The organism is Kitasatospora sp. NPDC093558, from assembly GCF_040683475.1.
In the GTDB taxonomy this organism is placed as follows: Bacteria; Actinomycetota; Actinomycetes; order Streptomycetales; family Streptomycetaceae; genus Kitasatospora.
On sequence record NZ_JBFBDY010000060.1, the window covers coordinates 1 to 23,715 of the forward strand.

Annotated in this window: 19 protein-coding genes; 7 read left to right on the forward strand and 12 right to left on the reverse strand. The window is 71.6% G+C overall.

The features are described 5' to 3' along the window. Positions 1–151: 151 nt before the first annotated feature. The 3 genes from AB0O00_RS09440 to AB0O00_RS09450 all read right to left on the reverse strand — a co-directional run bounded on the left by AB0O00_RS09440 (position 152) and on the right by AB0O00_RS09450 (position 4,094). Entirely contained in the window at positions 152–1,789 is a 1,638-nt protein-coding gene (locus tag AB0O00_RS09440; RefSeq protein ID WP_363649811.1) for an alkaline phosphatase family protein, read from the reverse strand. 316 nt (positions 1,790–2,105) lie between these two features. Then, positions 2,106–3,515 carry a M14 family zinc carboxypeptidase gene (locus AB0O00_RS09445; protein WP_363649813.1) on the reverse strand — a complete coding sequence of 470 codons (1,410 nt, stop codon included), beginning with the start codon at positions 3,513–3,515 and terminating at the stop codon, positions 2,106–2,108. Between the two features lie 285 nt (positions 3,516–3,800). Beyond that, entirely contained in the window at positions 3,801–4,094 is a 294-nt protein-coding gene (locus AB0O00_RS09450) for a hypothetical protein (RefSeq protein WP_363649815.1), read from the reverse strand. 80 nt (positions 4,095–4,174) lie between these two features. Here AB0O00_RS09450 and holA point away from each other — a divergent pair, with 80 nt between their 5' ends. Next, on the forward strand, positions 4,175–5,173 hold the full coding sequence (gene holA / locus AB0O00_RS09455) for a DNA polymerase III subunit delta (RefSeq protein ID WP_363649817.1): 999 nt from the start codon (positions 4,175–4,177) through the stop codon (positions 5,171–5,173). Between the two features lie 321 nt (positions 5,174–5,494). Here the strand turns inward: holA and rpsT are convergent, their stop codons facing one another. Then, positions 5,495–5,764, reverse strand: coding sequence for a 30S ribosomal protein S20 (rpsT, locus tag AB0O00_RS09460; protein WP_329931122.1), 270 nt, complete (start codon positions 5,762–5,764; stop codon positions 5,495–5,497). A gap of 181 nt (positions 5,765–5,945) precedes the next feature. Next, entirely contained in the window at positions 5,946–6,251 is a 306-nt protein-coding gene (locus AB0O00_RS09465) for an antibiotic biosynthesis monooxygenase (RefSeq protein ID WP_363649819.1), read from the reverse strand. A gap of 260 nt (positions 6,252–6,511) precedes the next feature. Between AB0O00_RS09465 and lepA the strand changes: the two genes are divergently transcribed. Next, positions 6,512–8,380: a translation elongation factor 4 gene (lepA, locus tag AB0O00_RS09470; RefSeq protein ID WP_363649821.1), complete on the forward strand. Its 1,869-nt coding sequence runs from the start codon at positions 6,512–6,514 to the stop codon at positions 8,378–8,380. Between the two features lie 116 nt (positions 8,381–8,496). Here the strand turns inward: lepA and AB0O00_RS09475 are convergent, their stop codons facing one another. From AB0O00_RS09475 to AB0O00_RS09490, 4 genes are all read right to left on the reverse strand, one after another. Beyond that, positions 8,497–9,576, reverse strand: a complete 1,080-nt coding sequence (locus AB0O00_RS09475) for an FAD-dependent oxidoreductase (protein ID WP_363649823.1) — start codon at positions 9,574–9,576, stop codon at positions 8,497–8,499. A 123-nt stretch (positions 9,577–9,699) separates the two neighbouring features. Next, positions 9,700–10,599, reverse strand: a complete 900-nt coding sequence (sigJ, locus tag AB0O00_RS09480) for an RNA polymerase sigma factor SigJ (protein WP_363649825.1) — start codon at positions 10,597–10,599, stop codon at positions 9,700–9,702. A gap of 181 nt (positions 10,600–10,780) precedes the next feature. After that, positions 10,781–12,679, reverse strand: a complete 1,899-nt coding sequence (locus AB0O00_RS09485; protein WP_363649841.1) for an ABC transporter ATP-binding protein — start codon at positions 12,677–12,679, stop codon at positions 10,781–10,783. A gap of 131 nt (positions 12,680–12,810) precedes the next feature. Next, positions 12,811–14,544 (reverse strand): ABC transporter ATP-binding protein, encoded by a 1,734-nt coding sequence (locus tag AB0O00_RS09490; RefSeq protein WP_363649826.1) that lies wholly within the window; start codon positions 14,542–14,544, stop codon positions 12,811–12,813. A gap of 347 nt (positions 14,545–14,891) precedes the next feature. Between AB0O00_RS09490 and AB0O00_RS09495 the strand changes: the two genes are divergently transcribed. From AB0O00_RS09495 to AB0O00_RS09505, 3 genes are read left to right on the forward strand one after another with little or no spacing between them, the layout of a single operon-like run. Continuing rightward, positions 14,892–16,814 carry a long-chain fatty acid--CoA ligase gene (locus AB0O00_RS09495; protein WP_363649828.1) on the forward strand — a complete coding sequence of 641 codons (1,923 nt, stop codon included), beginning with the start codon at positions 14,892–14,894 and terminating at the stop codon, positions 16,812–16,814. 58 nt (positions 16,815–16,872) lie between these two features. Further along, positions 16,873–18,102 (forward strand): radical SAM family heme chaperone HemW, encoded by a 1,230-nt coding sequence (gene hemW / locus AB0O00_RS09500; protein ID WP_363649830.1) that lies wholly within the window; start codon positions 16,873–16,875, stop codon positions 18,100–18,102. A gap of 40 nt (positions 18,103–18,142) precedes the next feature. After that, positions 18,143–18,697 (forward strand): Uma2 family endonuclease, encoded by a 555-nt coding sequence (locus AB0O00_RS09505; RefSeq protein ID WP_363649832.1) that lies wholly within the window; start codon positions 18,143–18,145, stop codon positions 18,695–18,697. Here the strand turns inward: AB0O00_RS09505 and AB0O00_RS09510 are convergent. From AB0O00_RS09510 to htpX, 3 genes are read right to left on the reverse strand one after another with little or no spacing between them, the layout of a single operon-like run. Then, positions 18,688–19,527, reverse strand: coding sequence for a DUF3097 domain-containing protein (locus tag AB0O00_RS09510; RefSeq protein WP_363649834.1), 840 nt, complete (start codon positions 19,525–19,527; stop codon positions 18,688–18,690). The two genes, AB0O00_RS09505 and AB0O00_RS09510, sit on opposite strands and share 10 nt — an antisense overlap. Before the next feature lie 24 nt (positions 19,528–19,551). Next, entirely contained in the window at positions 19,552–20,136 is a 585-nt protein-coding gene (locus AB0O00_RS09515) for a hypothetical protein (protein WP_359969854.1), read from the reverse strand. A 45-nt stretch (positions 20,137–20,181) separates the two neighbouring features. Further along, positions 20,182–21,102, reverse strand: a complete 921-nt coding sequence (gene htpX / locus AB0O00_RS09520; protein ID WP_363649836.1) for a zinc metalloprotease HtpX — start codon at positions 21,100–21,102, stop codon at positions 20,182–20,184. Positions 21,103–21,352: 250 nt separating this feature from the next. On the opposite strand from htpX, the gene hrcA reads away from it, so the two are divergent. Both hrcA and dnaJ read left to right on the forward strand, forming a co-directional pair. Next, the gene (hrcA, locus tag AB0O00_RS09525) at positions 21,353–22,387 is read left to right on the forward strand and encodes a heat-inducible transcriptional repressor HrcA (protein WP_363649837.1); all 1,035 of its coding nucleotides are present in this window, start codon (positions 21,353–21,355) and stop codon (positions 22,385–22,387) included. A 78-nt stretch (positions 22,388–22,465) separates the two neighbouring features. Next, a complete protein-coding gene (gene dnaJ / locus AB0O00_RS09530) occupies positions 22,466–23,608 on the forward strand; it encodes a molecular chaperone DnaJ (RefSeq protein WP_363649839.1) in 1,143 nt (380 codons plus the stop codon). Positions 23,609–23,715 lie beyond the last annotated feature (107 nt).

Consider the following 23,715-nt stretch of genomic DNA (forward strand, 5'->3'; position numbering starts at 1 on the left):
GGCCCGCCCCGCCGCGCCCCGCGGGGACGTGGGGGTGGCCCCAGGCCCCCCGGTTCGGATGCGGGCGGGGGACGTGGGCCCGGGCGGCCGCGCGTGTGTGTGGCGTGCGGCCGCCCGGGGGCGGGGCCGGGGCCCCAGGCCTGTGCGGGGGTCAGCGGATGGGGAGGACTCGGGTGTGTTCCTCGTGGACGGCTTCCAGGGCGTTGGGGTTGAGGCCGAGGAGCTTCAGGATGGTCGGGGCGATCTGCTTGGTTTCGACCTGCTCGTCCTCGTGGCGGCCGTTCGGGGTGGCGGCGCCGGTGACGACCAGGGGGACGCTCAGGTCGTCGGGGTGGGCGCCGCCGTGTTCGGCGATCTTGCTGCCGCCGGTGTAGACGACGCCGTACTGGGCGACGCCGAAGACGTCGGGCACGCGGGGGTCGCCCGGGTCGACGCCGAAGTGGTCGGCGGCGTCCTCGCCGGCGTAAGCCTTCTCGATGCCGCTCCGGGTGAACGGGCGGGCCTTGCCGTTGATGTCGACGCCGTTGCCGCTCTGCGCCAGCAGGTAGTCCTTGGCGAAAGCGGTGGCGGCCTCGGAGCGGTCGATGAGCCAGAGCAGCACGCCGTCGTCGTCGACCGCGTGGGCGACGAGGTTGCCGGCGCCCGGGTGGGCGGCCTTCCAGGCGGCGTTGAGGCCGTCCAGCAGCGGGCCGTCGTCGATCCGGTTGAGCGCGGCCGGGTCGGTCGGGGACTGGCCGTGCTTGGCGGACAGGATGATCGTGGTGGAGCCGTCCAGGTGCTGGGCGCGCAGTTCGGCGGTCAGCGCGCCGATCTGCTGGTCGACGAACTCCAGGCTCTTCTCGACCAGCGGGCCGGGCACGCCCTTGGTGACGTAGCCGCCCTGGAGGCCGTCGGAGCTCTTGAGCTTCTGCGCGGTGGAGACCGACTGGAGGTTCAGGCCGAAGACCGCGGGGGTGCCGACCTTCTCGGAGCGGCTGTGGTCGTAGCCGTCGATCTCGTTGAGGACGGCCTGCACCTTGTACGAGTCGTACTGCTGGGTGGCCTTGTTGTCCTTGGTCCAGTCGCCGCTGTACCCGGTCGCCTTGCTGTTGATCTCCGGGGTGAAGAGGTCCTGGATGCCCTCACCCGAGGGGCCGTTGAGGATGTCGTAGGCGGCGTGCTTGTCGGACCACGCGGTGCGCAGCCCGGCCTGGCGGGCCACCTCGAAGACGGTGTTCACCTGGAGGTAGGAGTGCGGGTAGACCGGCTTGCAGGTGTCCGGGTCGACCGGCAGCTTGGCCGGGTCGAGGAGGGTCTGCGGCCGGCCGGTCATCTGCAGGATGGAGCCGGGCAGGCCGGCGAGGCCCTGGCCGGCGTCGAGCGCGTTCTGGTTCCGGTCGAGGTCCTCGGTGAGGTCGACCTCGACGCCGGGCTTGGCGTTCCGGCAGTCGGTGGTGCCGGCCGGGAGCAGCGCGGCGTCGTAGGTGTCGTCGTAGTAGATGCCGGTGGTGCCCGGGCCGCCGCCGGTGAGCTGCGCGACCATGCCGGGGAAGGAGTCCGAGGGGTTGGTGGTGCTCGCGTGGGTGTATTCGACTCCGCCGCGGACCAGCCGGGCCAGCGCGGACTGGGGGTGTTCGGCCACGAACCGGGCCAGGTCCGACTGGTGGAGGCCGTCGACCGAGACCAGCAGCACGTGCTTGGCGTGGGCACCGCGGCCCTCCTCGGCGGCGGCTGCCTGGGCGACGGTGGATCCGGCCAGCACACCGGCGGCGCCGAGCGTGGCGGCGAGCCGGAGATAACGACGGGTCACGGAGGTCTCCTGTTGAGGGGGAGGTTGGGGAAGTTGGCTGCGGCCGTGCGGTCATAGGGTGGGAGGCCCCGGTATACCTGCGGCGGCCAGGGAATGAACAGTTCCGGACTCCTCTGCGGAGAAATTCGAGAATTCGGCGAATCTCACCAAGTGGACTCACCGGAAACGGAATTGGTGAACATGCACCGTCAATGAACGGGCTCCCGGAAATGTCCCCGGCCGCGGCGATCCGGAGAGTCCGGAACGTCGCGGCCGGGGGTGGGTGAATCGGTGAGGCGAATCGGCGGGTGAGTGAGCGGCTGAGTGAGCGGGTGAATCAGTCGTCGGTCGTGGTCGTGGTGTACGGGGCCCGGGCGTGGGCGGCGGCGTACATCAGGGCGGGTTTCATCTTGGGCCAGAAGTAGGAGTCCTGGCAGGAGTAGGCGGGCATGAAGCCGGAGCAGCCTCGGGAGTCGCTGTCGCCGACCTCGATGGTGAAGCTGGCGGTGCCGAGCTTGTCGTAGATCCAGTCGTCGGTGCCGCCGGCGGCGTCGTAGAGGATCTCGCCGGCCTGGCCGGGCTGGTAGTTGGTGAGGGCGCCGAGTTTGCCGGCCAGGGCGCGCAGGGCGGCGTCGTTGCCGGTGTGGACGGCGTGATCGTGGGCCCACGGGAAGATGACCATGCTGGCGTCGCTGTGCAGGGTGATCATCATGCCGCGGGTGTCCGCCGGGGCGGGGTCGGAGTCGCCCGGGCCGCGCACGGCCGGGTAGAGGTTGCGGAACAGGCCCTCCAGGGCCGTGTTCTCGACTTCCGAGTCGGCCTGCGGTCCGAGGTAGACCTCGGAGCACGGGTCGGTCGAGGTGCCGAGTCCGCCCCAGTGGGTGCCGGCGTTGCGGTTGAGGTCGACGCCGATCTGGCCGGTGAAGTCGCAGCCGGAGCCGTTCGAGTCGTCGGCGTTCTTGCGCTGGTAGAGCGGGGTGTTGCCGCCCTGCTGGACGATGTCGACGCCGTCGGGGTTGGCGATCGGCACGACCCAGATCTCGGTGGAGTCGAGGAGCGCGGTGACCTCCTGGTCGGTGCCGTATCCGCCGGTGAGGTGGTCGATCCAGCGCCAGGACGTTTCGCCGGTGGTCAGCTCGCGGGCGTGGATCTGGCTCATCAGGAAGAACCGGGGTTTGGCCGAGTTGGGCGAGAGCGCGCAGTCGTTCCCGGTCCGTTTGGTGATGCAGACGGCCTTGAGGTCGTAACCGCCGGGCCGTCCGTTCTGCTTGCGCCAGGACTGTCCGTACGTCACCTCGGTCGCCAGGTCCGGGTGCTGGGCGGTGACTTGGTCGAGGTGGGCGTAGTGGGCGTTGACGGTGTGGTAGCCGCCGTCGTACGTCTCGTTCGGGTCGCCCGCCACCAATTGTCCGCTCTTGGGGCGGAGTTGGAGCGGTGCCTGGGCCGGATCGGGCATCGTCCGCTCGACCGTCGGGGTGAAGCCGAGGAGTCGCAGCCGGGTGCCGGCGCGGGCGTCGCCGAGGACGAACAGGTCGTCGCCTTGCCGGTGTTCGAGCAGGTCGAAGCCTGCGCCGGTGAGTGTCTGGGCGTCTGCCGCGGTGTGGGTGGGGACGCGGAAGACGAAGACGTTCCCGGCGCTCGGCCGGTGGGTGTTCTGGGCCGTCGCGCTCGGTACGGCGGACAGGGCGAGCGCGGTGAGTGCGGCGACGGTGCCGGCCGCGAGGGCGATGGAGCGCTTCCTGGCCATGGGGGGCCTCCGGAGTCGTGGGGGTGTCGCGGGGGAGCGGCGGCGGGGCAGGCGTGGGAGCAGGAGCAGGAGCAGGAGCAGGAGCAGGAGCAGGGAGCGAGGAGGAGCGCACGAGCCGAATGTCAGGGTCATGACATCAAGCGCGTCGCATGCCGCCACCACCGTCTCTGAAGCAAAGCGCCGCCCTGACCATCAGTCAACTCCCGGAGAGGAGTTTTCCGTTGTGGCCAGGGCGGTCGAGCGAGGCGAACGGCGCCCGGGCGGCCCGGACGGCGCGTGTCGCAATCAGCCCTCCTCGCGCCAGCCCTCGTACTCGGCGGCGAGCGCGTCCAGGGTGCGCAGCCGGGCCGGGGTCCACCCGTCCTCCGGGGGTTCGACGACGACCAGCCACTGGGCGTCCTCGGCGTCGTCCTCGCCGGCCAGGGCGTCGCGGACGACCTCCAGGTCGCCGAGGTCGGGCTGGGTGGCGCCGAGTTCCTCCGCGGCCTCGTCGGCGGCGTCGCGGTCGGGCAGGACGAGCAGTTGCCGGGCGTGCGGGTCGTCGACGTCCGGCTGGTCGGTGGTGTGGTCTTCGGTCACCGGCCCATTGTCCAGGTCCGCCGGCGGCGGGCGCGCAGGTCCGGCGGGGGCTGTCCGTGCTCCGTGGGATGCTGGTGGGGATGGCCAGGAAGAGTGCACCCGACGACCTGCTCGCCCCGCTGACCCTCGCGGTCGGCCAGGAGGAGCTGCTGCTCGACCGCGCGGTCGCCCAGGTGGTGGCGGCGGCGAAGGCGGCGGATCCGGACACCGACGTGCGGGATCTCCCGCCCGGGGGGCTCCAGCCCGGGAGTCTGGCCGAGCTGACGACGCCGTCGCTGTTCGCCGAGCGCAAGGTGATCGTGGTCAGGGCCGCCCAGGACCTCTCCGCCGACTCCGTGAAGGAGGTCAAGGCGTACATCGAGGCCCCGGCCGAAGAAGTGATCATGGTGCTGGTGCACGCGGGCGGCGCCAAGGGCAAGGGCCTGCTGGACGCGGGGCGCAAGGCGGGTGGCCGGGAGGTGGCCTGCGCGAAGCTGGCGAAGGCGAGCGAGCGGCTGGCCTTCGTCAAGGGCGAGTTCCGCACGCTGGGGCGCTCCGCGACGCCGGAGGCCTGCCAGGCCCTGCTGGACGCGCTCGGCAGCGACCTGCGCGAGCTGGCCGCCGCGTGCAGCCAGCTCACCTCGGACGTCGAGGGCGCGATCGACGAGACCGTCGTGGCCCGCTACTACAGCGGCCGGGCCGAGGCCACCGGCTTCGAGGTGGCGGACCTGGCCGTGACCGGCCGGGCGGCGGAGGCGCTGGAGCGGCTGCGCTGGGCGCTGGCGGTCGGGCAGCCGCCGACGGGCATCACCTACGCGCTGGCGTCCGGCGTGCGCAGCATCGGGCGGCTGGCGAGCGCCGGGCGGAACATGCGCCCGGGTGATCTGGCGCGCGAGCTGGGCATGCCGCCGTGGAAGGTCGACCGGGTGCGTCAGCAGATGCGCGGCTGGACGGGCGACGGCGTGGCCGTCGCGCTGACGGCGATCGCGCAGGCGGACGCCGCGGTCAAGGGCGGCTCGGACGATCCGGCCTACGCCCTGGAGCGCGCGGTGGTCGCGGTGGCGCGCGCCGCCCGTGCGGGCAGCCGTCCCTCGTACTGAGCGGCGTACGGCAACCGTCTTTCGTACTGAGCGGCGTACACGGTAACCGTCCTTCGTACTGAGCGGCGTACGGCGCGGGCAGGGGCGCCTGGGGCAACTCGACCGTCCGCGCACGGCCCCCCGAAAGCGACGGCCGAACGCAACAGGCGCCGTGGCCGGCCTCTGGGGAAGAGGCGGACCACGGCGCCTGCCGTACTGCCGTGTGCACCGCACCCGCGTGGCGAACGCAGGCCGCGTGCGGTGCGAGTCTCGCGCGCCTCAGGGTTCCGGGTAGAGGGCCGGGTCGCCCTGGGGCGTCGGGGGCAGCGGCCCCCGGGGGCGTCAGGCCTGGGCGGCGGTGTTGACGCGCTTGGTGATGGCCGACTTCTTGTTGGCGGCCTGGTTGGCGTGGATGACGCCCTTGCTCACGGCCTTGTCGAGCGCCTTGGAGGCGGCGCGGGCCAGCACGACGGCCTTCTCGGTCTCGCCGGCGGCAGCGGCCTCACGGGCCTTGCGCAGAGCGGTCTTCAGCGAGGACTTGACGGCCTTGTTGCGCAGGCGCGCCTTCTCGTTGGTCTTGTTGCGCTTGATCTGGGACTTGATGTTCGCCACGAAGGAGCCTCAGTCTTGTCTAAAAAGGATCATGGGGGTCCCCCCGGCCGAAGGCTGGGGGAGGGCTGCACCGGCGGCCGTCGGACCAGCTGAGAGGGCATGCCGAGGCCAGGTGCAGCTGACCACGCTACCAGGGGGCCGCTGCCCGCCCCAAACCGGCGGGGGTGCCGGGCCCGGCCCGCTACGCGTCGAGCACGGGCTCGCCGTAGTGCTCGACCTCGGGGAAGGGCCGGTAGAAGCGGTGCAGCAGTTCCCGCCAGCGTTCGTACTCGGCGGAGCCGCGGAAGCCCTCGGTGTGGTCGGCGAGGGTCTCCCACTCGACCTGGAGCAGGAACCGCGAACCGCGCCCCTCGTCCAGGCAGCGCCGCAGTTGCAGTGAGCGGAAGCCGCGCTGGACGGTGATCAGCGGCCGGGCCTCGGCGAAGGCGGCGAGGAACTCGTCCTCCCGGCCGGGCAGGACGTCGAGCAGGGCGCTTTCCAGGATCATGGGACACCATCCAACCCCGGCCGGACCGGCATGGGAAGCCGGGTGGGAAGCGCATGGGAAGCCGGGCGGGAAGCCGCGCGGGAAGGCCGGCACCGCACCCCCACGAACGACCCGGGCCGGACCGAACGGCGGCCCGCGCCGGGGTCGTGGGAAGATGGGAGGAACTATTTCGATCGGACGAGACTGTCCGGTCCCCCGGGAAGCCGGTCAGCGATGACCCGGACACCCCCGGCCCCGGACCAACGGAGAATCGGACCAAGGTGCCCGCGACCCCCAGCAATGTGCCAGAGCCCAGCCGTACCGACCCGGCGCTGATCCGCAACTTCTGCATCATCGCCCACATCGACCACGGCAAGTCGACGCTCGCAGACCGGATGCTGCAGATCACCGGCGTCGTCGACCCGCGGCAGATGCGCGCCCAGTACCTCGACCGCATGGACATCGAGCGTGAGCGCGGCATCACCATCAAGTCGCAGGCGGTCCGCCTCCCGTGGGCGCCGAAGACCGGGCCGAACGCCGGGTCCACGCACATCCTCAACATGATCGACACCCCCGGCCACGTGGACTTCACGTACGAGGTGTCCCGCTCCCTCGCCGCGTGCGAGGGCACCATCCTGGTGGTCGACGCTGCCCAGGGCATCGAGGCGCAGACCCTCGCCAACCTGTACCTGGCGCTGGAGAACGACCTCACGATCATCCCGGTGCTCAACAAGATCGACCTGCCGGCCGCCCAGCCGGAGAAGTACGCCGCCGAGATCGCGCACATCATCGGCTGCGACCCCTCCGACGTGCTCCAGGTCAGCGCCAAGACCGGTCTCGGTGTCGAGGACCTGCTGGACCACATCGTCAACACGATCCCGGCCCCGGTCGGCGTCAAGGACGCCCCGGCCCGCGCGATGATCTTCGACTCGGTGTACGACGCCTACCGCGGCGTGGTCACCTACGTCCGTGTCGTGGACGGTCAGCTCACCAAGCGCGAGCGCATCGCGATGATGTCCACCGGCGCGACCCACGAGCTGCTGGAGATCGGCGTCATCTCGCCCGAGCCGAAGGTGGCCGACGGCCTCGGCGTCGGCGAGGTGGGCTACATCATCACCGGTGTGAAGGACGTCCGGCAGTCCAAGGTCGGTGACACGATCACCTCGCAGAACAAGGGCGCCACCGAGCCGCTCGGCGGCTACAAGGACCCGCGCCCGATGGTGTTCTCCGGCCTGTACCCGCTGGACGGCTCGGACTACCCGCTGCTGCGCGACGCCCTGGACAAGCTGCGCCTGAACGACGCCGCCCTGGTGTACGAGCCGGAGACCTCGGTCGCGCTCGGCTTCGGCTACCGCTGCGGCTTCCTCGGCCTGCTGCACCTGGAGATCATCCGGGAGCGCCTGGAGCGCGAGTTCAACCTCGACCTGATCTCCACCGCCCCGAACGTGATCTACCGGGTGATCATGGAGGACGGCAGCGAGCACACCGTCACCAACCCGAGCGAGTTCCCGACCGGCAAGATCGCCGAGGTCTACGAGCCGGTCGTGCGCGGCACGATCCTCGCGCCCAACGAGTTCGTCGGCGCGATCATGGAGCTGTGCCAGTCCCGCCGGGGTGCCCTGCAGGGCATGGACTACCTCTCCGAGGACCGGGTCGAGCTGCGCTACACCCTGCCGCTCGCGGAGATCGTCTTCGACTTCTTCGATCAGCTGAAGTCCAAGACCCGCGGCTACGCGTCCCTCGACTACGAGCCCATCGGCGAGCAGACCGCGGCCCTGGTGAAGGTCGACATCCTGCTGCACGGTGACGCGGTCGACGCGTTCTCGGCGATCGTGCACAAGGACAAGGCCTACAACTACGGCGTGATGATGGCGGGCAAGCTGCAGAAGCTCATCCCGCGCCAGCAGTTCGAGGTGCCGATCCAGGCGGCCATCGGCTCCCGCGTGATCGCCCGTGAGACGGTCCGCGCGATCCGCAAGGACGTCCTCGCCAAGTGCTACGGCGGTGACATCTCCCGTAAGCGGAAGCTGCTGGAGAAGCAGAAGGAAGGCAAGAAGCGGATGAAGATGGTCGGCCGCGTGGAGGTCCCGCAGGAGGCCTTCATCGCCGCGCTGTCCACCGACGCCGAGGTGCCGAAGGAAAAGAAGTAGCAGCAGCGGAAGGGCCCGGAGCGATCGCGCTCCGGGCCCTTCCGCGTTCCCACGTCCCCGCGTCCTCCGGGCCCTTCCGCGTTCCCGCGCCCCCGCGTCCTGCGGGCCCCCAGGGGCTACTTGAGCGCCGCCAGCACCCCGCCGACGATCGCCGCCTTGGCCAGCCGCCCCGCCGTCCCGGTGAGCACGGTCGGCCGCATCGAGTCGTCCCCGCCGACGAGCTGGAGCAGCCCGTCCCGTCGTCCGAGGCTCAGGCACTGCGCGACGTACTTGTACGCGAAGGGCTTGTCCGTGCGCCCGTCGAGCAGCTTGCCGAGGTACTGGCCCATCGGCAGGGCGGTGGCGCAGCCCATCCGCAGGGTGCCGGTGCCGGGGACGGTCACCGCGGCGGCGTCGCCGACGACGTGGACGTCCGGGTGCGAGGCCGACCGGAGGTACTCGTCGACCAGGGCCCGGCCGCGGTCGTCGACGGCCAGGCCGGCCTCGGCGGCCAGCGGGTGCGGCTCCATCGAGGCGGCCCAGACGGTGACGTCGGCCTCGATCGGGCCGGCGGTGGTGCGCAGCCCGGTGGGGGTGACCTCGGTGACGGTGGTGTCGTCGTGGACGGTCACGCCGAGCCGGTCGAGGACGCGCAGGATGTGGGCGCGGCCCTTGGGCGAGTAGATGCCGCCGACCCGGCCGGCCGCGACGATCCGCACCCGCCACCGGGGGTGGGCCTCGGCGAGTTCGGTGGCGAGTTCGATGCCGGTGGCGCCGCCGCCGACGACGGCGAGGGTGCCGGGCTCGGCGGCGTTGCGCAGGCGCCGGTCGAGTTCGGCGGCGCGTTCGGCGCTGTAGGCGTGTTCGGCGGCGCCGGGGACGTCGTGCCAGGCGGTGCGGCTGCCGAGGGCGTAGACCAGGGTGTCGTAGCCGAGGGCGGTGCCGTCGTCGAGCAGGACCTTGTGGCCGTCGAGGTCGAGTTCGACGGCCTTGGCGCGCCGGTGCTCGATGTGCCGGCCGCGTGCGAGCCGCTCGATGGCGGGCCAGTCCCGTCCGTGGCCGGCCGCGGTCTCGTGCCGGCGGACGCGGTGGAGGAGTCGCTCCTCGGGTGCGACGAGGGTGACGGTGTGGCGGCGGCCGGCGCCCTTGGCGGTGCTGAGTCCGGCGTAGCCGGCGCCCAGGACGACGATCCGCTTCTCGGTGGTGGTGTTGCTCATCTCGTCCGCCTCCTTGCGAGGTTCGCTGTCGTGCAGCGCGGTTCGGCAAGGGGACGGCGTGGCCGGGCGGAGTGTGACGGTGACCTGCGTCACGTGCGGGTGCGGGCTGTTGCAGCCGGGGGCTCAGGCCTCGACGGGGGCGATGCGGGTGAGCTTCTCGGGGTTGACCACGACGTACGCCTCGGCGATCCGCTCGCCGGCGAGGGCGAAGGCCACCACGCCATGGACGGTGCCGGTGGCCTTCTCGTACCAGACCAGGCCCGGCTCGCCGTTGACCGTCGCGTAGCCCTGTCCGTACTCGGTGGTGAACCACTTGCCGAACAGGCCGGCCACCAGGCGGGCGACCTTGTCGGAGCCGTGGACCGGGCGGGCGGCGGCGCGGATGATGCCGCCGCCGTCGGCGTGCCAGACCACGTCCGGGTCGAGGATCTCCATCAGTCCGAGGATGTCGCCCCTGGTGCTGGCGGAGGCGAACGCCTCGACGGCGCGCCGGTGTTCGGCCGGGTCGGCGCCGCCGGTGTGTCGGCCGCCGTCCTTGACCCGGCGCCGGGCCCGGGAGGCGAGCTGGCGGGCGGCGTCCGGGGTGCGGTCCAGGGAGGCGGCGATGTCCTCGAAGCCGACCGCGAAGACGTCGTGCAGGACGAGGGCGGCCCGCTCGGCCGGGGTGAGCTGTTCCAGGACGGCGAGCAGCGCGAGCGAGACGGACTCGTCGCGCTCGGCGAGTTCGGCGGGAGAGTCGGGGGCCTTCGCGTAGGAGACGGACGGCTCGGGCAGCCACTCGCCGTAGTAGGCCTCGCGGCGGGCCCGGGCGGAGCCGAGCTGGTCGTAGCAGAGCCGGGTGACGACGGTGGTGAGGAACGCGCGCGGGTCGGCGACGGCGGCGCGGTCGGTGGCGCGCCAGCGCAGCCAGGCCTCCTGGAGGACGTCCTCGGCGTCGGTGAACGAGCCGAGCAGCCGGTAGGCGACCGAGCCCAGGTAGCGTCGGTTGGCCTCGAACGCGTCCGGGGTCTGCTCGTCGATCACGGGCCCAAGGTAGCGGTCCGAACGGGGAAAGCGAAGACCGGGGCACGAACAGGGCCCGGGAACGCGAAGGGCCCGGAACGCGAAGGGCCTGGGAACGAGAAGGGCCCGGGAACGAGAAGGGCCCGGGAACGCGAAGGGCCGGAGCGGGAAGGTCCCGCCCCGGCCCGTACGTGACCGCGGGTCAGTCCACCTCGGCCACGGCCTCCGCGAACTGCGCCTGGTACAGCCGCGAGTACGCGCCGCCGGACGCGATCAGCTCGTCGTGCGAGCCCTGCTCGACGATCGAGCCGTTCTCCATCACGAGGATCACGTCGGCGTCCCGGATGGTGGAGAGCCGGTGCGCGATGACGAAGCTGGTGCGCCCGGTGCGCAGCCGGGCCATGGCCCGCTGGATGAGCACCTCGGTGCGGGTGTCGACGGAGCTGGTCGCCTCGTCGAGGACGAGGATGGAGGGCTGGGCGAGGAAGGCCCGGGCGATGGTGATGAGCTGCTTCTCGCCCGCGCTGACGCCGGTGCCCTCGTCGTCGATGACGGTGTCGTAGCCGTCCGGCAGGGTGCGCACGAAGCGGTCGACGTGGGCGGCCTTCGCGGCCTCGACGACCTGGTCGCGGGTGGCTCCCTGGGCGCCGTAGGCGATGTTGTCGGCGATGCTGCCGCCGAACAGCCAGGTGTCCTGGAGGACCATGCCGATGCCGGAGCGCAGGTCCTCGCGGGACATCGCGGAGACGTCGACCCCGTCGAGGGTGATGCGCCCCGCGCTGACCTCGTAGAAGCGCATCAGCAGGTTGACGAGGGTGGTCTTGCCGGCGCCGGTGGGGCCGACGATGGCGACGGTCTGGCCGGGCTCGACCTTGAGCGAGAGGTCCTCGATGAGGGGCTTGTCGGGGTCGTAGCGGAAGGCCACGTCCTGGAAGACGACCCGGCCGTGGACGACGTCGGGCTTCTCTGGCATGGCCGGTTCGGGGCTCTGCTCGGGCGCGTCGAGGAGTTCGAAGACGCGCTCGGCGGAGGCGACGCCGGACTGGACCAGGTTGGCCATGCTGGCGACCTGGGTGAGCGGCTGGCTGAACTGCCGCGAGTACTGGATGAACGCCTGCACGTCACCGATGGACAGCGCGCCGCTGGCGACGCGCAGGCCGCCGACGACGGCGACGAGGACGTACTGCAGGTTGCCGATGAGCATCATCGCGGGCTGGATGATGCCGGAGATGAACTGGGCGCGGAAGCTGGAGGCGAACAGCGCCTCGTTGTGCTCGCGGAAGGTCTCGGCGGACTCGTGCTGGCGGCCGAAGACCTTGACCAGGGCGTGCCCGGTGTACATCTCCTCGATGTGCGCGTTGAGCTTGCCGGTGGAGGCCCACTGCTGGACGAACTGCGGCTGCGCCCGCTTGCCGACCTTGGCGGCGACGACGACCGACAGCGGCACCGTGACCAGGGCGATCACGGCGAGCAGCGGGGAGATCCAGAACATCATCGCGAGCACGCCGAGGACGGTGAGCAGCGAGTTGACGACCTGTCCGAGGGTCTGCTGCATCGACTGGCTGATGTTGTCGATGTCGTTGGTGACGCGGCTGAGGACCTCGCCGCGCGGCTGCTTGTCGAAGTAACTCAGCGGCAGGCGGGCGAGTTTGGCCTCGACGTCCTGGCGGAGCCGGTAGCCGGCGCGCTGGATGGCCTTGGTGGCGAGGCGGCCCTGGACGATGCCGAACAGGGCGGAGGCGACGTAGATCGCGAGCACCCAGAGCAGGATGGTGCCGATGGCGCCGAAGTCCATGCCCTGGCCGGGGGTGAAGTCGACGGAGGCGAGCAGGTCGGCGATGCCGCCCTGGCCGTGGGCGCGCAGGCCCTCGACGGCCTGGGCCTTGGAGGTGCCGGGCTCGAAGCGGGTGCCGACGACGCCGGCGAAGATCAGGTCGGTGGCGTGGCCGAGGACCTTGGGGCCGGTGACGGCGCAGCCGATGCTGAGCACGCCGAGGCCGAGGACGGCGGTGAGCAGGGGGCGTTCGGGGCGCAGCAGGCCGAGCAGGCGTTTGCCGGAGCCCTTGAAGTCCATGGACTTCTCGGTGCCCTGGCCGCCCATGAAGCGGCCCGGGCCGGCCGGGCCTCGGCGGGCGGCGGCGGCCTGGGAGTCGCTGGGGAGTTCGGCGGCCTCCGCCCGGTCCGATGGCTGCTGCCCGGCCGGCTGGGGGGCGCTGGGCTTGCGGGGGGTGGTCACGCCGCCTCCTGCTCGGTGAGCTGGGAGAGGACGATCTCCCGGTAGGTCGGGTTGTCGGCCATGAGCTCGTGGTGGGTGCCGGTGCCGACGACGGCGCCTTCGTCGAGGACGATGATGCGGTCGGCGTCGCGGATGGTGGAGACGCGCTGGGCGACGATGAGGACGGTGGCGTCGGAGGTCTCGTGGGAGAGGGCCTTGCGCAGCCGGGCGTCGGTGGCGTAGTCGAGCGCGGAGAAGGAGTCGTCGAAGAGGTAGACGTCGGGTTTGCGCACGAGGGCGCGGGCGATGGCGAGGCGCTGGCGCTGGCCGCCGGAGACGTTGCTGCCGCCCTGGGCGATGGGGGCGTCGAGGCCTTCGGGGAGCTTCTGGACGAAGTCCTTGGCCTGGGCGACGTCGAGGGCGTGCCAGAGTTCCTCGTCGGTGGCGTCGGGCCGGCCGTAGCGCAGGTTGCTGGCGATGGTGCCGGTGAACAGGTAGGGCTTCTGGGGGACGAGGCCGACGCTCTCGGCGATCGCCTCGGGGGCGAGTTCGCGCACGTCGACGCCGTCGAGCAGGACCTGTCCGGTGGTGGCGTCGAAGAGCCGGGGGACGAGGCCGAGGAGGGTGGACTTGCCGCTGCCGGTGGAGCCGATGACGGCGGTGGTCTCGCCGGGGCGGGCGGTGATGGCGATGCCGCGCAGCACGGGGGCCTCGGCGCCGGGGTAGCGGAAGTCGACGTCGCGCAGTTCGAGGTTGCCGCGGCGCAGGACCTCGGTGACGGGCGCGGCGGGCGGCACGACGCTGGAGGAGGTGGCGAGGACCTCCTGGATGCGTTCGGCGCAGACCTCGGCGCGGGGCACCATCATGAACATGAAGGTGGCCATCATGACGCTCATGAGGATCTGCATGAGGTAGGAGAGGAAGGCGGTGAGGGCGCCGATCTCCATGCCGCCGCTGTCGATCCGGTGGGCGCCGAACCACAGGACGGCGACGCTGGAGACGTTCACGACGAGCATGACGGCCGGGAACATGAACGCCATGAGTCGGCCGACCTGCAGCGAGACGCTGGTGAGGTCGCCGTTGGCGTCGCCGAAGCGGGCCTGCTCGTGGTCGTCCTTGACGAAGGCGCGGATGACGCGGATGCCGGTGATCTGCTCGCGCAGGACCCGGTTCACGGTGTCGATCTTCTCCTGCATGCTGCGGAACTTGGGGCGCAGCGAGCGGACGAGCAGGAGGACGACGGTGCCGAGGAGCGGGATGACGGCGAGGAGCAGGCCGGACAGCGGCACGTCCTGGTTGAGGGCCATGATGATGCCGCCGACGCACATGATCGGCGCGGCGACCATGAGGGTGAAGCTCATCAGGGCCAGCATCTGGACCTGCTGGACGTCGTTGGTGGTGCGGGTGATCAGGGAGGGGGCGCCGAACTGGCCGACCTCGCGGGCGGAGAAGCTCTGGACGCGGTCGAAGACGGCCGCGCGCACGTCGCGTCCGAAGGCCATGGCGGTGTGCGCGCCGTAGTAGACCGCGCCGATCGAGCAGAGCGCCTGGACGAGGGTGATGCCGATCATCACGGCGCCGACCCTGAGGATGTAGCCGGTGTCGCCCTTGACGACGCCGCTGTCGATGATGTCGGCGTTGAGAGTGGGCAGGTAGAGCGCCGCGAGGGTCGCCACGAGTTGGAGGACGACCAGCAGGGTGATCGGTCGGGAGTACGGGCGCAGGTACGCCCTGAGCAGTCTGATCAGCACTTGCACACTCTTGTCGTCGGCGGGTGGATTCGCATCCCAATTCTCGTTCCTTCGTGCACTCGTACAGACGATTCCCCCGGCCGGGCCATGAGGTTTGTCCAGTCCTTTGCCGAACCGCCGGGCGGGCCGGGTTGCGGGGTTCACGCGCGTGTCGTCCGCTGTGCACGGGGGCGGTGGCGGGGTGCCGGCTGGGTAGACCCCCTTACGGAATGACCGGTTTCCCCCTAGGCTGCTGATTGCCTCCTTGTTACTCGCCGGTACCGCACGTGTGACGGGGGCCCGGCGACCGCCCCCCACGGGCGCCGCGAAAAATCCCTCAGACGGCCACCCGCCCCCGGAGGTCCTCGTTGAGTTCCGCGCAGTCCCTGATCGACTCCGGCAGTGCCGACATCGTCGCCGGGCGTCCCGCCTCCGTCGCCCACCTGTTCCTGGAGCGCGTCGCCGCGACCCCCAACACCGAGGCCTACCGCTACCCCGCCCCGGTGGACGAGCACGCCGCCGACAGCGCCCCCGGCGCCGAGCAGTGGCGGTCGCTCACCTGGGCGCAGACGGCGGCCCGGGTCAAGGCGGTGGCCGCCGGCCTGATGGCCCTCGGCATCCAGCCGGAGGACCGGGTCGCCCTGGCGTCCTCCACCCGCCTGGAGTGGATCGTCGCCGACCTCGGCAACATGTGCGCGGGCGCGGCCACCACGACCGTCTACCCGAGCACCAACGCCGACGAGACGGCCTTCATCCTCTCCGACTCCGGCTGCCGGGCGATGTTCGCGGAGAACGCCGCGCAGCTCGCCAAGGCCGTCGAGCAGATCGAGCAGCTGCCCGAGCTGCGCACCGTGATCCTCTTCGACGCCCCCGCGGAGGCGCCCGAGACGGCCGGGCTCGACCTGCTCACCCTCGCCGAGCTGGAGGAGCGCGGCGCCGCGTACCTGACCGAGCACCCGGACGCCGTCGAGAAGGCCGTCGCCGCGCTCGACAAGGAGCAGCTGGCCACCCTGATCTACACCTCGGGCACCACCGGCCGCCCCAAGGGCGTGCGCCTGGTGCACGACTGCTGGGCCTACGAGGCCCGCGCCCAGGAGGCGAGCGGGCTGCTCGGCCCGGACGACGTCCAGTTCATGTGGCTGCCGCTGTCGCACGTGTTCGGCAAGACGCTGATCTCGGGCCAGATCGCCACCGGCCACGTGATGGCGGTGGACGGCCGGGTCGACCGGATCATCCACAACCTGCCGGCCATCCGGCCGACCGTCATGGCGTCGGCGCCGCGCATCTTCGAGAAGGTCTACAACGGGATCGCCGGCCGGGCCAGGGCCGAGGGCGGCGCCAAGTACAAGATCTTCCGCTGGGCGGCCGGGGTGGCCCGCGAGTACGCCCGGGTCACCCAGGAGAACCGGATCGCCACCGGGGTGGACAGCGCGCCGTTCGCCCTGCGGGCGCAGCACGCGGTCGCCGACAAGCTGGTGTACGCGAAGATCCGCGCGGCCTTCGGCGGGCGCCTGCGCGGCGCCGTCTCCGGCAGCGCGGCGCTGGCCCCCGAGATCGGCTACTTCTTCCTCGGCGCCGGCGTGCCGATCCTGGAGGGCTACGGCCTGAGCGAGACCAGCGCCGGCTCGTGCGTCAACCGCAAGGAGGACGTGCGGATCGGCACCGTCGGCCGCGCGCTGCCCGGCACCGAGGTGCGGATCGCCGAGGACGGCGAGATCCTGCTGCGCGGCCCGGGCGTCATGCGCGGCTACCACAACCTGCCGGAGAAGACCGCCGAGGTGCTGGAGCCGGACGGCTGGTTCCACACCGAGGACATCGGTGAGCTCAGCCCGGACGGCTTCCTGCGGATCACCGACCGCAAGAAGGACCTGTTCAAGACCTCGGGCGGCAAGTACGTCGCGCCGAGCGAGGTCGAGGGCAAGTTCAAGGCGGTGTGCCCGTTCGTCAGCAACATCCTGGTGATCGGCAACGGCCGCAACTTCTGCACCGCGCTGATCGGCCTGGACGAGGCCGTGATCATGCCGTGGGCGGCCGAGCACGGCCTGGCCGGCAAGTCCTACGCCGAGGTGACCGCCGACCCGCAGGTGCACGAGCTGATCGAGGGCTTCGTGAAGAAGCTCAACGGCGACCTCCAGCGCTGGCAGACGATCAAGAAGTTCCACCTGCTGCCGCGCGACCTCGACATCGAGCACGGCGAGCTCACCCCGAGCCTGAAGATCAAGCGCCCGGTGGTCGAGCGGACGTACGCGGACGCCGTGACCGCGATGTACGCGGGGGCCAACGAGGCCTGAGCCGCCCCCGTCCCGTACGGCCCGCGGGAACACCCGGGCCGTACGGGACAATGGGGTCATGCCCTCCGCACTCCCCGACGGCGATCCGGTGCCGTCCGACGGTTCCCTGCCCGCGCACGCCCTCGACGGACTCGGGACGCGGCCGTTCGGCTTCTACCTGCACGTGCCGTACTGCGCCAGCCGCTGCGGCTACTGCGACTTCAACACCTACACGGCCACCGAGCTGCGCTCCTCGGGGGCGGTCGCCTCCCAGGAGACGTACGCCGACAACGTGATCGCGGAGATCCGGCTCGCCCGGCGCGTCCTGGGCGACACGGACCTCCCGGTGGAGACGGTCTTCCTCGGCGGCGGCACCCCGACCCTCCTGCCCGCCCGCGACCTGGTGCGGATGCTCGCCGCCCTCCGCGACGAGTTCGGGCTCGCCGAGGGCGCCGAGGTGACCACCGAGGCCAACCCGGAGTCCGTCGGCCCGGCCTACCTCGCCGAGCTGCGCGAGGGCGGCTACAACCGGGTCTCCTTCGGCATGCAGAGCGCCCGCCCGCACGTGCTGCAGCTGCTCGACCGCCACCACACCCCGGGCCGCCCCGAGGCCTGCGTCGCCGAGGCCCGCACGGCCGGCTTCGAGCACGTCAACCTCGACCTCATCTACGGCACCCCCGGCGAGTCCGACGACGACTGGCGGGCCTCCCTGGACGCCGCCATCGGCGCCGGGCCCGACCACGTCTCCGCCTACTCGCTGATCGTCGAGGAGGGCACCCGCCTCGCCGCCCGCGTCAAGCGCGGCGAGCTCCCGATGATCGACGACGACGTCCACGCCGACCGCTACCTGATCGCCGAGGAGGCGCTCGCCGCCGCCGGCTACCACTGGTACGAGGTCTCCAACTGGGCCACCACCCCCGAGGGCCGCTGCCGCCACAACGAGCTGTACTGGACCGGCGCCGACTGGTGGGGCGCCGGCCCCGGCGCCCACAGCCACGTCGGCGGCACCCGCTGGTGGAACGCCAAGCACCCCGCCGCCTACGCCCAGGCCCTCGCCGAGGGCCGCACCCCCGCCCTGGCCCGCGAGGTCCTGACCGACGAGGACCGCCGCATCGAGCGCATCCTGCTGGAGCTGCGCCTCGCCGAGGGCATCCCCCTCACCCTCCTCACCGACACGGCCCGCAAGGCCGCCGAGGAAGCCCTGTCGAGCGGCCTCCTCGCCCCCGGCTCGTACGAGCAGGGCCGCGCCACCCTGACCCTCCAGGGCCGCCTCCTGGCCGACGCGGTCGTGCGTGACCTGGTGGACTGAGTTTCGTTAACGTGGTGTCAGCCGTCGGAGGGAGCGCGCGATGACCGCCATCGATGACCGGGTGATGGGGATCTTCGAGAACCTGGAGGTCCCGGAAGGCTTCAAGGCCGAGCTCATCAGGGGGGAAATCGTGATGATGGCCGGGCCTGACATGGTCCACAACGTCATTGTCGAAGCCATTCAGGACCAGATCCCCCGGGCACGGTGGCACCGCTTGACCACGCAGGACATCGATCTTCCCGGGCTGACGAGCGAGCCGCAGCCGGATCTCGTCGTGTTCGAGCGGGACGCCGCCAGCCGTGGTCGCCTGCTCCCTGCGCCTCTCCTGACCCTGGTGGTCGAGGTGGTCTCGAAGACCAGCGTCCTGCGCGACTACCGGACCAAGCGCGAGCTCTACGCCGAGGGCACGATCCCCGTCTACCTGATCGTCGACCCGATCAAGGCCGTCTGCGTGCTGCTGACCGAGCCGAACCGGGCGAGCGCTTCGGGGCTGCCGGACTACGTGTCTGCGCGGACCACCAAATTCGGCGAGCCTATTCCGGTCGACCTGCTGGGCATCAGCCTCGACACCTCGGAGTTCCAGACCTACTCCTGATCCGGGAGCGTCGCGAAGTCGATCAACTCCTCTACTCGGCCGAGGAGTTCGGGCTCCAGGTCCTTGTAGGAGTTCACCTTCGACAGGATGTGCTTCCACGCCGCAGGGGTGTCCACCGGCCAGCCGAGGCGGCGGCAGATGCCCTCCTTCCACTCCTCGCCGCGGGGGACGGCCGGCCAGGCCGGGATGCCGACGGACGAGGGCTTCACGGCCTGCCAGATGTCGATGTAGGGGTGGCCGACGACCAGGACGTTCTCGCCGGTGACCTGGGTGGCGATGCGGTGTTCCTTGGTGCCGGGGAGCAGGTGGTCGACCAGGACGCCGAGGCGGCGGCCGGGGCCGGGGGCGAAGTCGGCGACGATCGCGGGGAGGTCGTCCACGCCCTCCAGGTACTCGACCACGACGCCCTCGATCCGCAGGTCGTCGCCCCAGACCCGCTCGACCAGCTCGGCGTCGTGCCGGCCCTCGACGTAGATGCGGGACTCGCGCGCGACCCGGGCGCGGGCGCCGGGGACGGCTACGGAGCCGGAGGCGGTGCGGCCCGGGGTGCGGACGGGGGCGGGGGCGGCCCCGGCCGGGCGGACCAGGGTGACGGCCTTGCCCTCCAGCAGGAAGCCGCGCGGCACCATCGGGAACACCCGGTGCTTGCCGAAGCGGTCCTCCAGCGTGACGGTGAACCCCTCCGCCGTCTTCTCGCACCGCACCACCGCCCCGCAGAAGCCGGTCGCCGCCTCCTCGACCACCAGGTCCCGCTCGGCGGGCACCTCCGGGGCGGGCTGTTGCTTCTTCCACGGCGGGGTCAGGTCGGGTCCGTACTGGCGGCTGCGCATAGCGGCGAGTCTACGGACGGACCGTCAGAGGCCTGGCGCGCCCCACACCGGGAACCAGCGGCCGAGGTCCTTCTCCAGCCGCAGGTCGTTCGCCAGCATCGCGTTGATCTGCAGCTCCAGCGGGCTGTTGCGCCGCTCCCCGCCGCCGGGCATCGGCGCGAACGGGTAGAAGGTGCCGCGCTTGTAGAGGTAGACCAGCGCCAGCGACTGGCCCTCGCCGTTCCTGAAGCCGACCAACGAGCAGAGCAGCTGCGGCCCGAAGCCGTTCGCCTCCAGCTCGCTGTTGACCGCGTGCAGGTCGTTCACCAGCTCCGGTAGCTCCTCGGAGGTGTGCCGGGCGAGCAGCCACGAGTAGCCGTAGCCGTCCTTGGAGGCCTCCACCGGGACGCCGCCGCGCTCGGTGTCGGCGTCGAGCAGCGCCCGCACCTGCTGCTCGACCTGCACGAACGCGGCGCCCTCGACGGCCGCGAAGCACACCGAGCCGAGCCCGGTGGGCAGGAAGCCCGCGCCCGCCTCCAGGGTGAGCGCGGCCGAGGGGATGCCGAACAGCTGGTCGAGGTCGGGCTTGACGGGCTTGGTGCGGCCGAACAGCGCGTCCAGGATTCCCACGGCGGTCCCTTCGGGTCAACAGCGATCGGCAGCGGTCAACAGCGGTCAGCGGCCCAGCTGGGCGGAGATCTTCGCGAGCTGCTCCAGCCGCTTCTCCAGCGTCGGGTGGGTGGAGAGCAGCTGGGAGGCCGTCTCCTTGGCGTTCAGCGCCGGGGCGAAGTAGAAGGCGTTGTAGGGCTGCGCCTGGCGCAGGTCCTTGGACGGGATCGCGGCGATCTGCCCGGTGACCTTGGTGAGCGCCGAGGCGAGCGCGCTGGGACGGCCGGTGAGCTGGGCGGCGGCGCGGTCGGCGGCGAGCTCGCGGTAGCGCGACAGCAGCCGGGTGAGCAGGAAGCTGATCGCGTAGACGACGATCGACACCAGCGGGATGACCAGCGCGGCGATGGCCGCGTTCTGGTCGTTGTTGTCGCGCCCGCCGCCGATGAACCCGCCGTACATGGCGATCCGGGTCATCGCCCCGGCGAGGACGCCGAGGAACCCGGCGATCGTCATCACGGCGACGTCCCGGTGGGCGACGTGGGAGAGCTCGTGGGCGAGGACGCCCTCCAGTTCCTCGGGCTCCAGCCGGCGCAGCAGGCCGGTGGTGACGCAGACGACGGCGTTCTGCGGGTTGCGGCCGGTGGCGAAGGCGTTCGGCATGTCGCTGTCGGCGACCGCCACCCGGGGCTTGGGCATGTCGGCGAGCGCGCAGAGCCGGTCGACGGTGCCGTGCAGCTGCGGGTACTCCTCGGGGGACACCGGGCGGGCGCCCATGGCCCGTTCGGTGATCTTGTCGCTGAACCAGAACTGGGCCACGAACAGCCCGCCGGAGATCAGCACGATCAGGGGCCAGGCGCCGCGCAGCAGCACGATCAGCAGGCCGGTGAATCCGACGTACAACAGCCCGATCACGAACATGGTCCCGACCATCCGGCCGGTCAGGCCGCGGTCGGGCGCGAAGCGGGTGTGCTGGGCCGAGCTCGACATCGCTTGCTCCTCCGTTCGCCGTCCGCTATCGATGCTGCCACCCGGACGGCCGTGGGGCACCACCCCCGCGCCGGGAACTGCGGGCAGGATCACCCCCGCCGCGCCGTTCCTGCCGTCGGACCCGGGCCGTACACTGGCAGGTACGGTTCTGGCACTCGTGCGTTCAGAGTGCCAAAGCCGGGGCCTTCCAGGCCCGCATCAGCTCGATACGTCACAACGGACAACGTGCGAAGACGGAGGTGCGTGCCCCATGGCCGGAGAGGTCCGCCAGCTGGACGACCGCAAGCTCGCCGTGCTGCGCGCGATCGTCCAGGACTACGTGGGCACCGAGGAGCCGGTGGGCTCCAAGGCCCTGGTGGAGCGGCACAACCTCGGGGTGTCCCCGGCCACCGTCCGCAACGACATGGCGGCGCTGGAGGAGGAGGGGTACATCCACCAGCCGCACACCAGCGCCGGACGCATCCCCACCGACAAGGGGTACCGGCTGTTCGTCGACCGGCTCGCCGAGGTCAAGCCGATGAGCGCGCCCGAGCGCCGCGCGATCCGGCACTTCCTGGAGGGCGCGGTCGACCTGGACGACACCGTCGCGCGCACCGTGCGGCTGCTCGCCCAGCTCACCCGGCAGGTCGCCGTGGTGCAGTACCCGTCGCTGAGCCGCTCCACCGTGCGGCACATCGAGCTGGTCGCGCTCGCCCCGGCCAAGGTGATGCTGGTCCTGATCACCAACACCGGCCGGGTCGAGCAGCGCATGGTGGACTGCCCGGGCACCGTCGGCGAGGTGGTCCTGTCGGACCTGCGGGCCCGGATCAACGCGCGGGCCGTCGGCCAGCGCCTGCCGGACGTCCCGGCGGCGCTGGAGGAACTGCCCGCGATGTTCGAACAGGTCGACCGGGCGACCGTCAGCACGGTCCTGGCGACGCTGTTCGAGGCGCTCGCCGAGCAGAACGAGGAGCGGATCATGCTGGCCGGCACGGCCAACCTGACCCGCTTCGGCCACGACTTCCCGCTCACCATCCAGCCGGTCCTGGAGGCGCTGGAGGAGCAGGTCGTCCTGCTCCGCCTCCTGGGTGAGACCGCGGACGCGGCGATGACGGTCCGGATCGGCCGGGAGAACGCCTACGAGGGGCTGAATTCCACCTCGGTGGTGTCGGTCGGTTACGGTTCGGGCGACGAGAGCGTGGCCAAACTGGGTGTGATCGGTCCGACCCGGATGGACTATCCGGGCACAATGGGGGCGGTGCGAGCGGTGGCTCGGTACGTGGGCCAGATCCTGGCCGAGTCGTAGCGAGCAAGCCACCGCCGGAACATCCAGCGGTGGTGCCCTGTCGCAGCACTACTACAGGCGGAACAAGCGGAGCATTTGGTGGCCACGGACTACTACGCGGTACTCGGCGTCCGACGGGATGCGGGGCAGGACGAGATCAAGAAGGCGTTCCGGCGCCTGGCACGCGAACTGCACCCGGACGTCAACCCGGACCCGAAGACGCAGGAGCGGTTCAAGGAGATCAACGCCGCCTACGAGGTGCTCTCCGACCCGCAGAAGCGGCAGGTCTACGACCTCGGCGGCGACCCGCTGTCGCCGGGCGGCGGCGGTGGCGCGGGCGGCTTCGGCGCCGGCGCGGCCGGTTTCGGCTTCTCCGACATCATGGACGCCTTCTTCGGCGCCGCGGCCGGCCAGCGCGGCCCGCGCTCGCGCACCCGCCGCGGCCAGGACGCCATGATCCGGCTGGAGATCACCCTGGAGGAGGCCGCGTTCGGCACCACCAAGGAGCTCCAGGTCGACACGGCCGTCACCTGCACCACCTGCAGCGGCGAGGGCGCCGCGCCCGGCACCTCCGCGCAGACCTGCGACATGTGCCGCGGCAAGGGCGAGGTCTCCCAGGTCACCCGGTCCTTCCTGGGCCAGGTCATGACCTCCCGCCCCTGCCCGCAGTGCCAGGGCTTCGGCACCGTCGTGCCGACCCCGTGCCCGGAGTGCGCCGGCGACGGCCGGGTCCGCGCCCGCCGCACCCTGACCGTCAAGATCCCGGCCGGTGTCGACAACGGCACCCGGATCCAGCTGGCCGGCGAGGGCGAGGTCGGCCCCGGCGGCGGCCCGGCCGGCGACCTGTACGTCGAGATCGCCGAGACCACGCACACCGTCTTCCAGCGGCGCGGGGACGACCTGCACTGCACCGTCACCATCCCGATGACGGCCGCCTCGCTCGGCACCCAGGTGCCGCTGCAGACCCTCGACGGGCTGGAGGAGGTCGACATCCGGCCCGGCACCCAGTCCGGCCAGTCGATCCCGCTGCACGGCCGCGGCATCACCCACCTGCGCGGGGGCGGCCGGGGCGACCTGATAGTGCACGTCGAGGTGCAGACGCCCACCAAGCTCGACCCCGAGCAGGAGGAGCTGCTGCGCCGCCTCGCGGTGCTGCGCGGCGAGGAGCGGCCGTCCGGCCAGTTCGCGCCGGGCCAGCAGGGCCTGTTCTCGCGTCTGAAGGACGCGTTCAACGGCCGCTAGCCGTCCGCGGAGGGGTGCCGGGGTCCTCGCCCCGGCACCCCTTCCGTGTTTCTCCCACTTTCCGGAAAGGCTCCCCTCATGACCGCCCCCGTGTTCGTCGTCGAGAC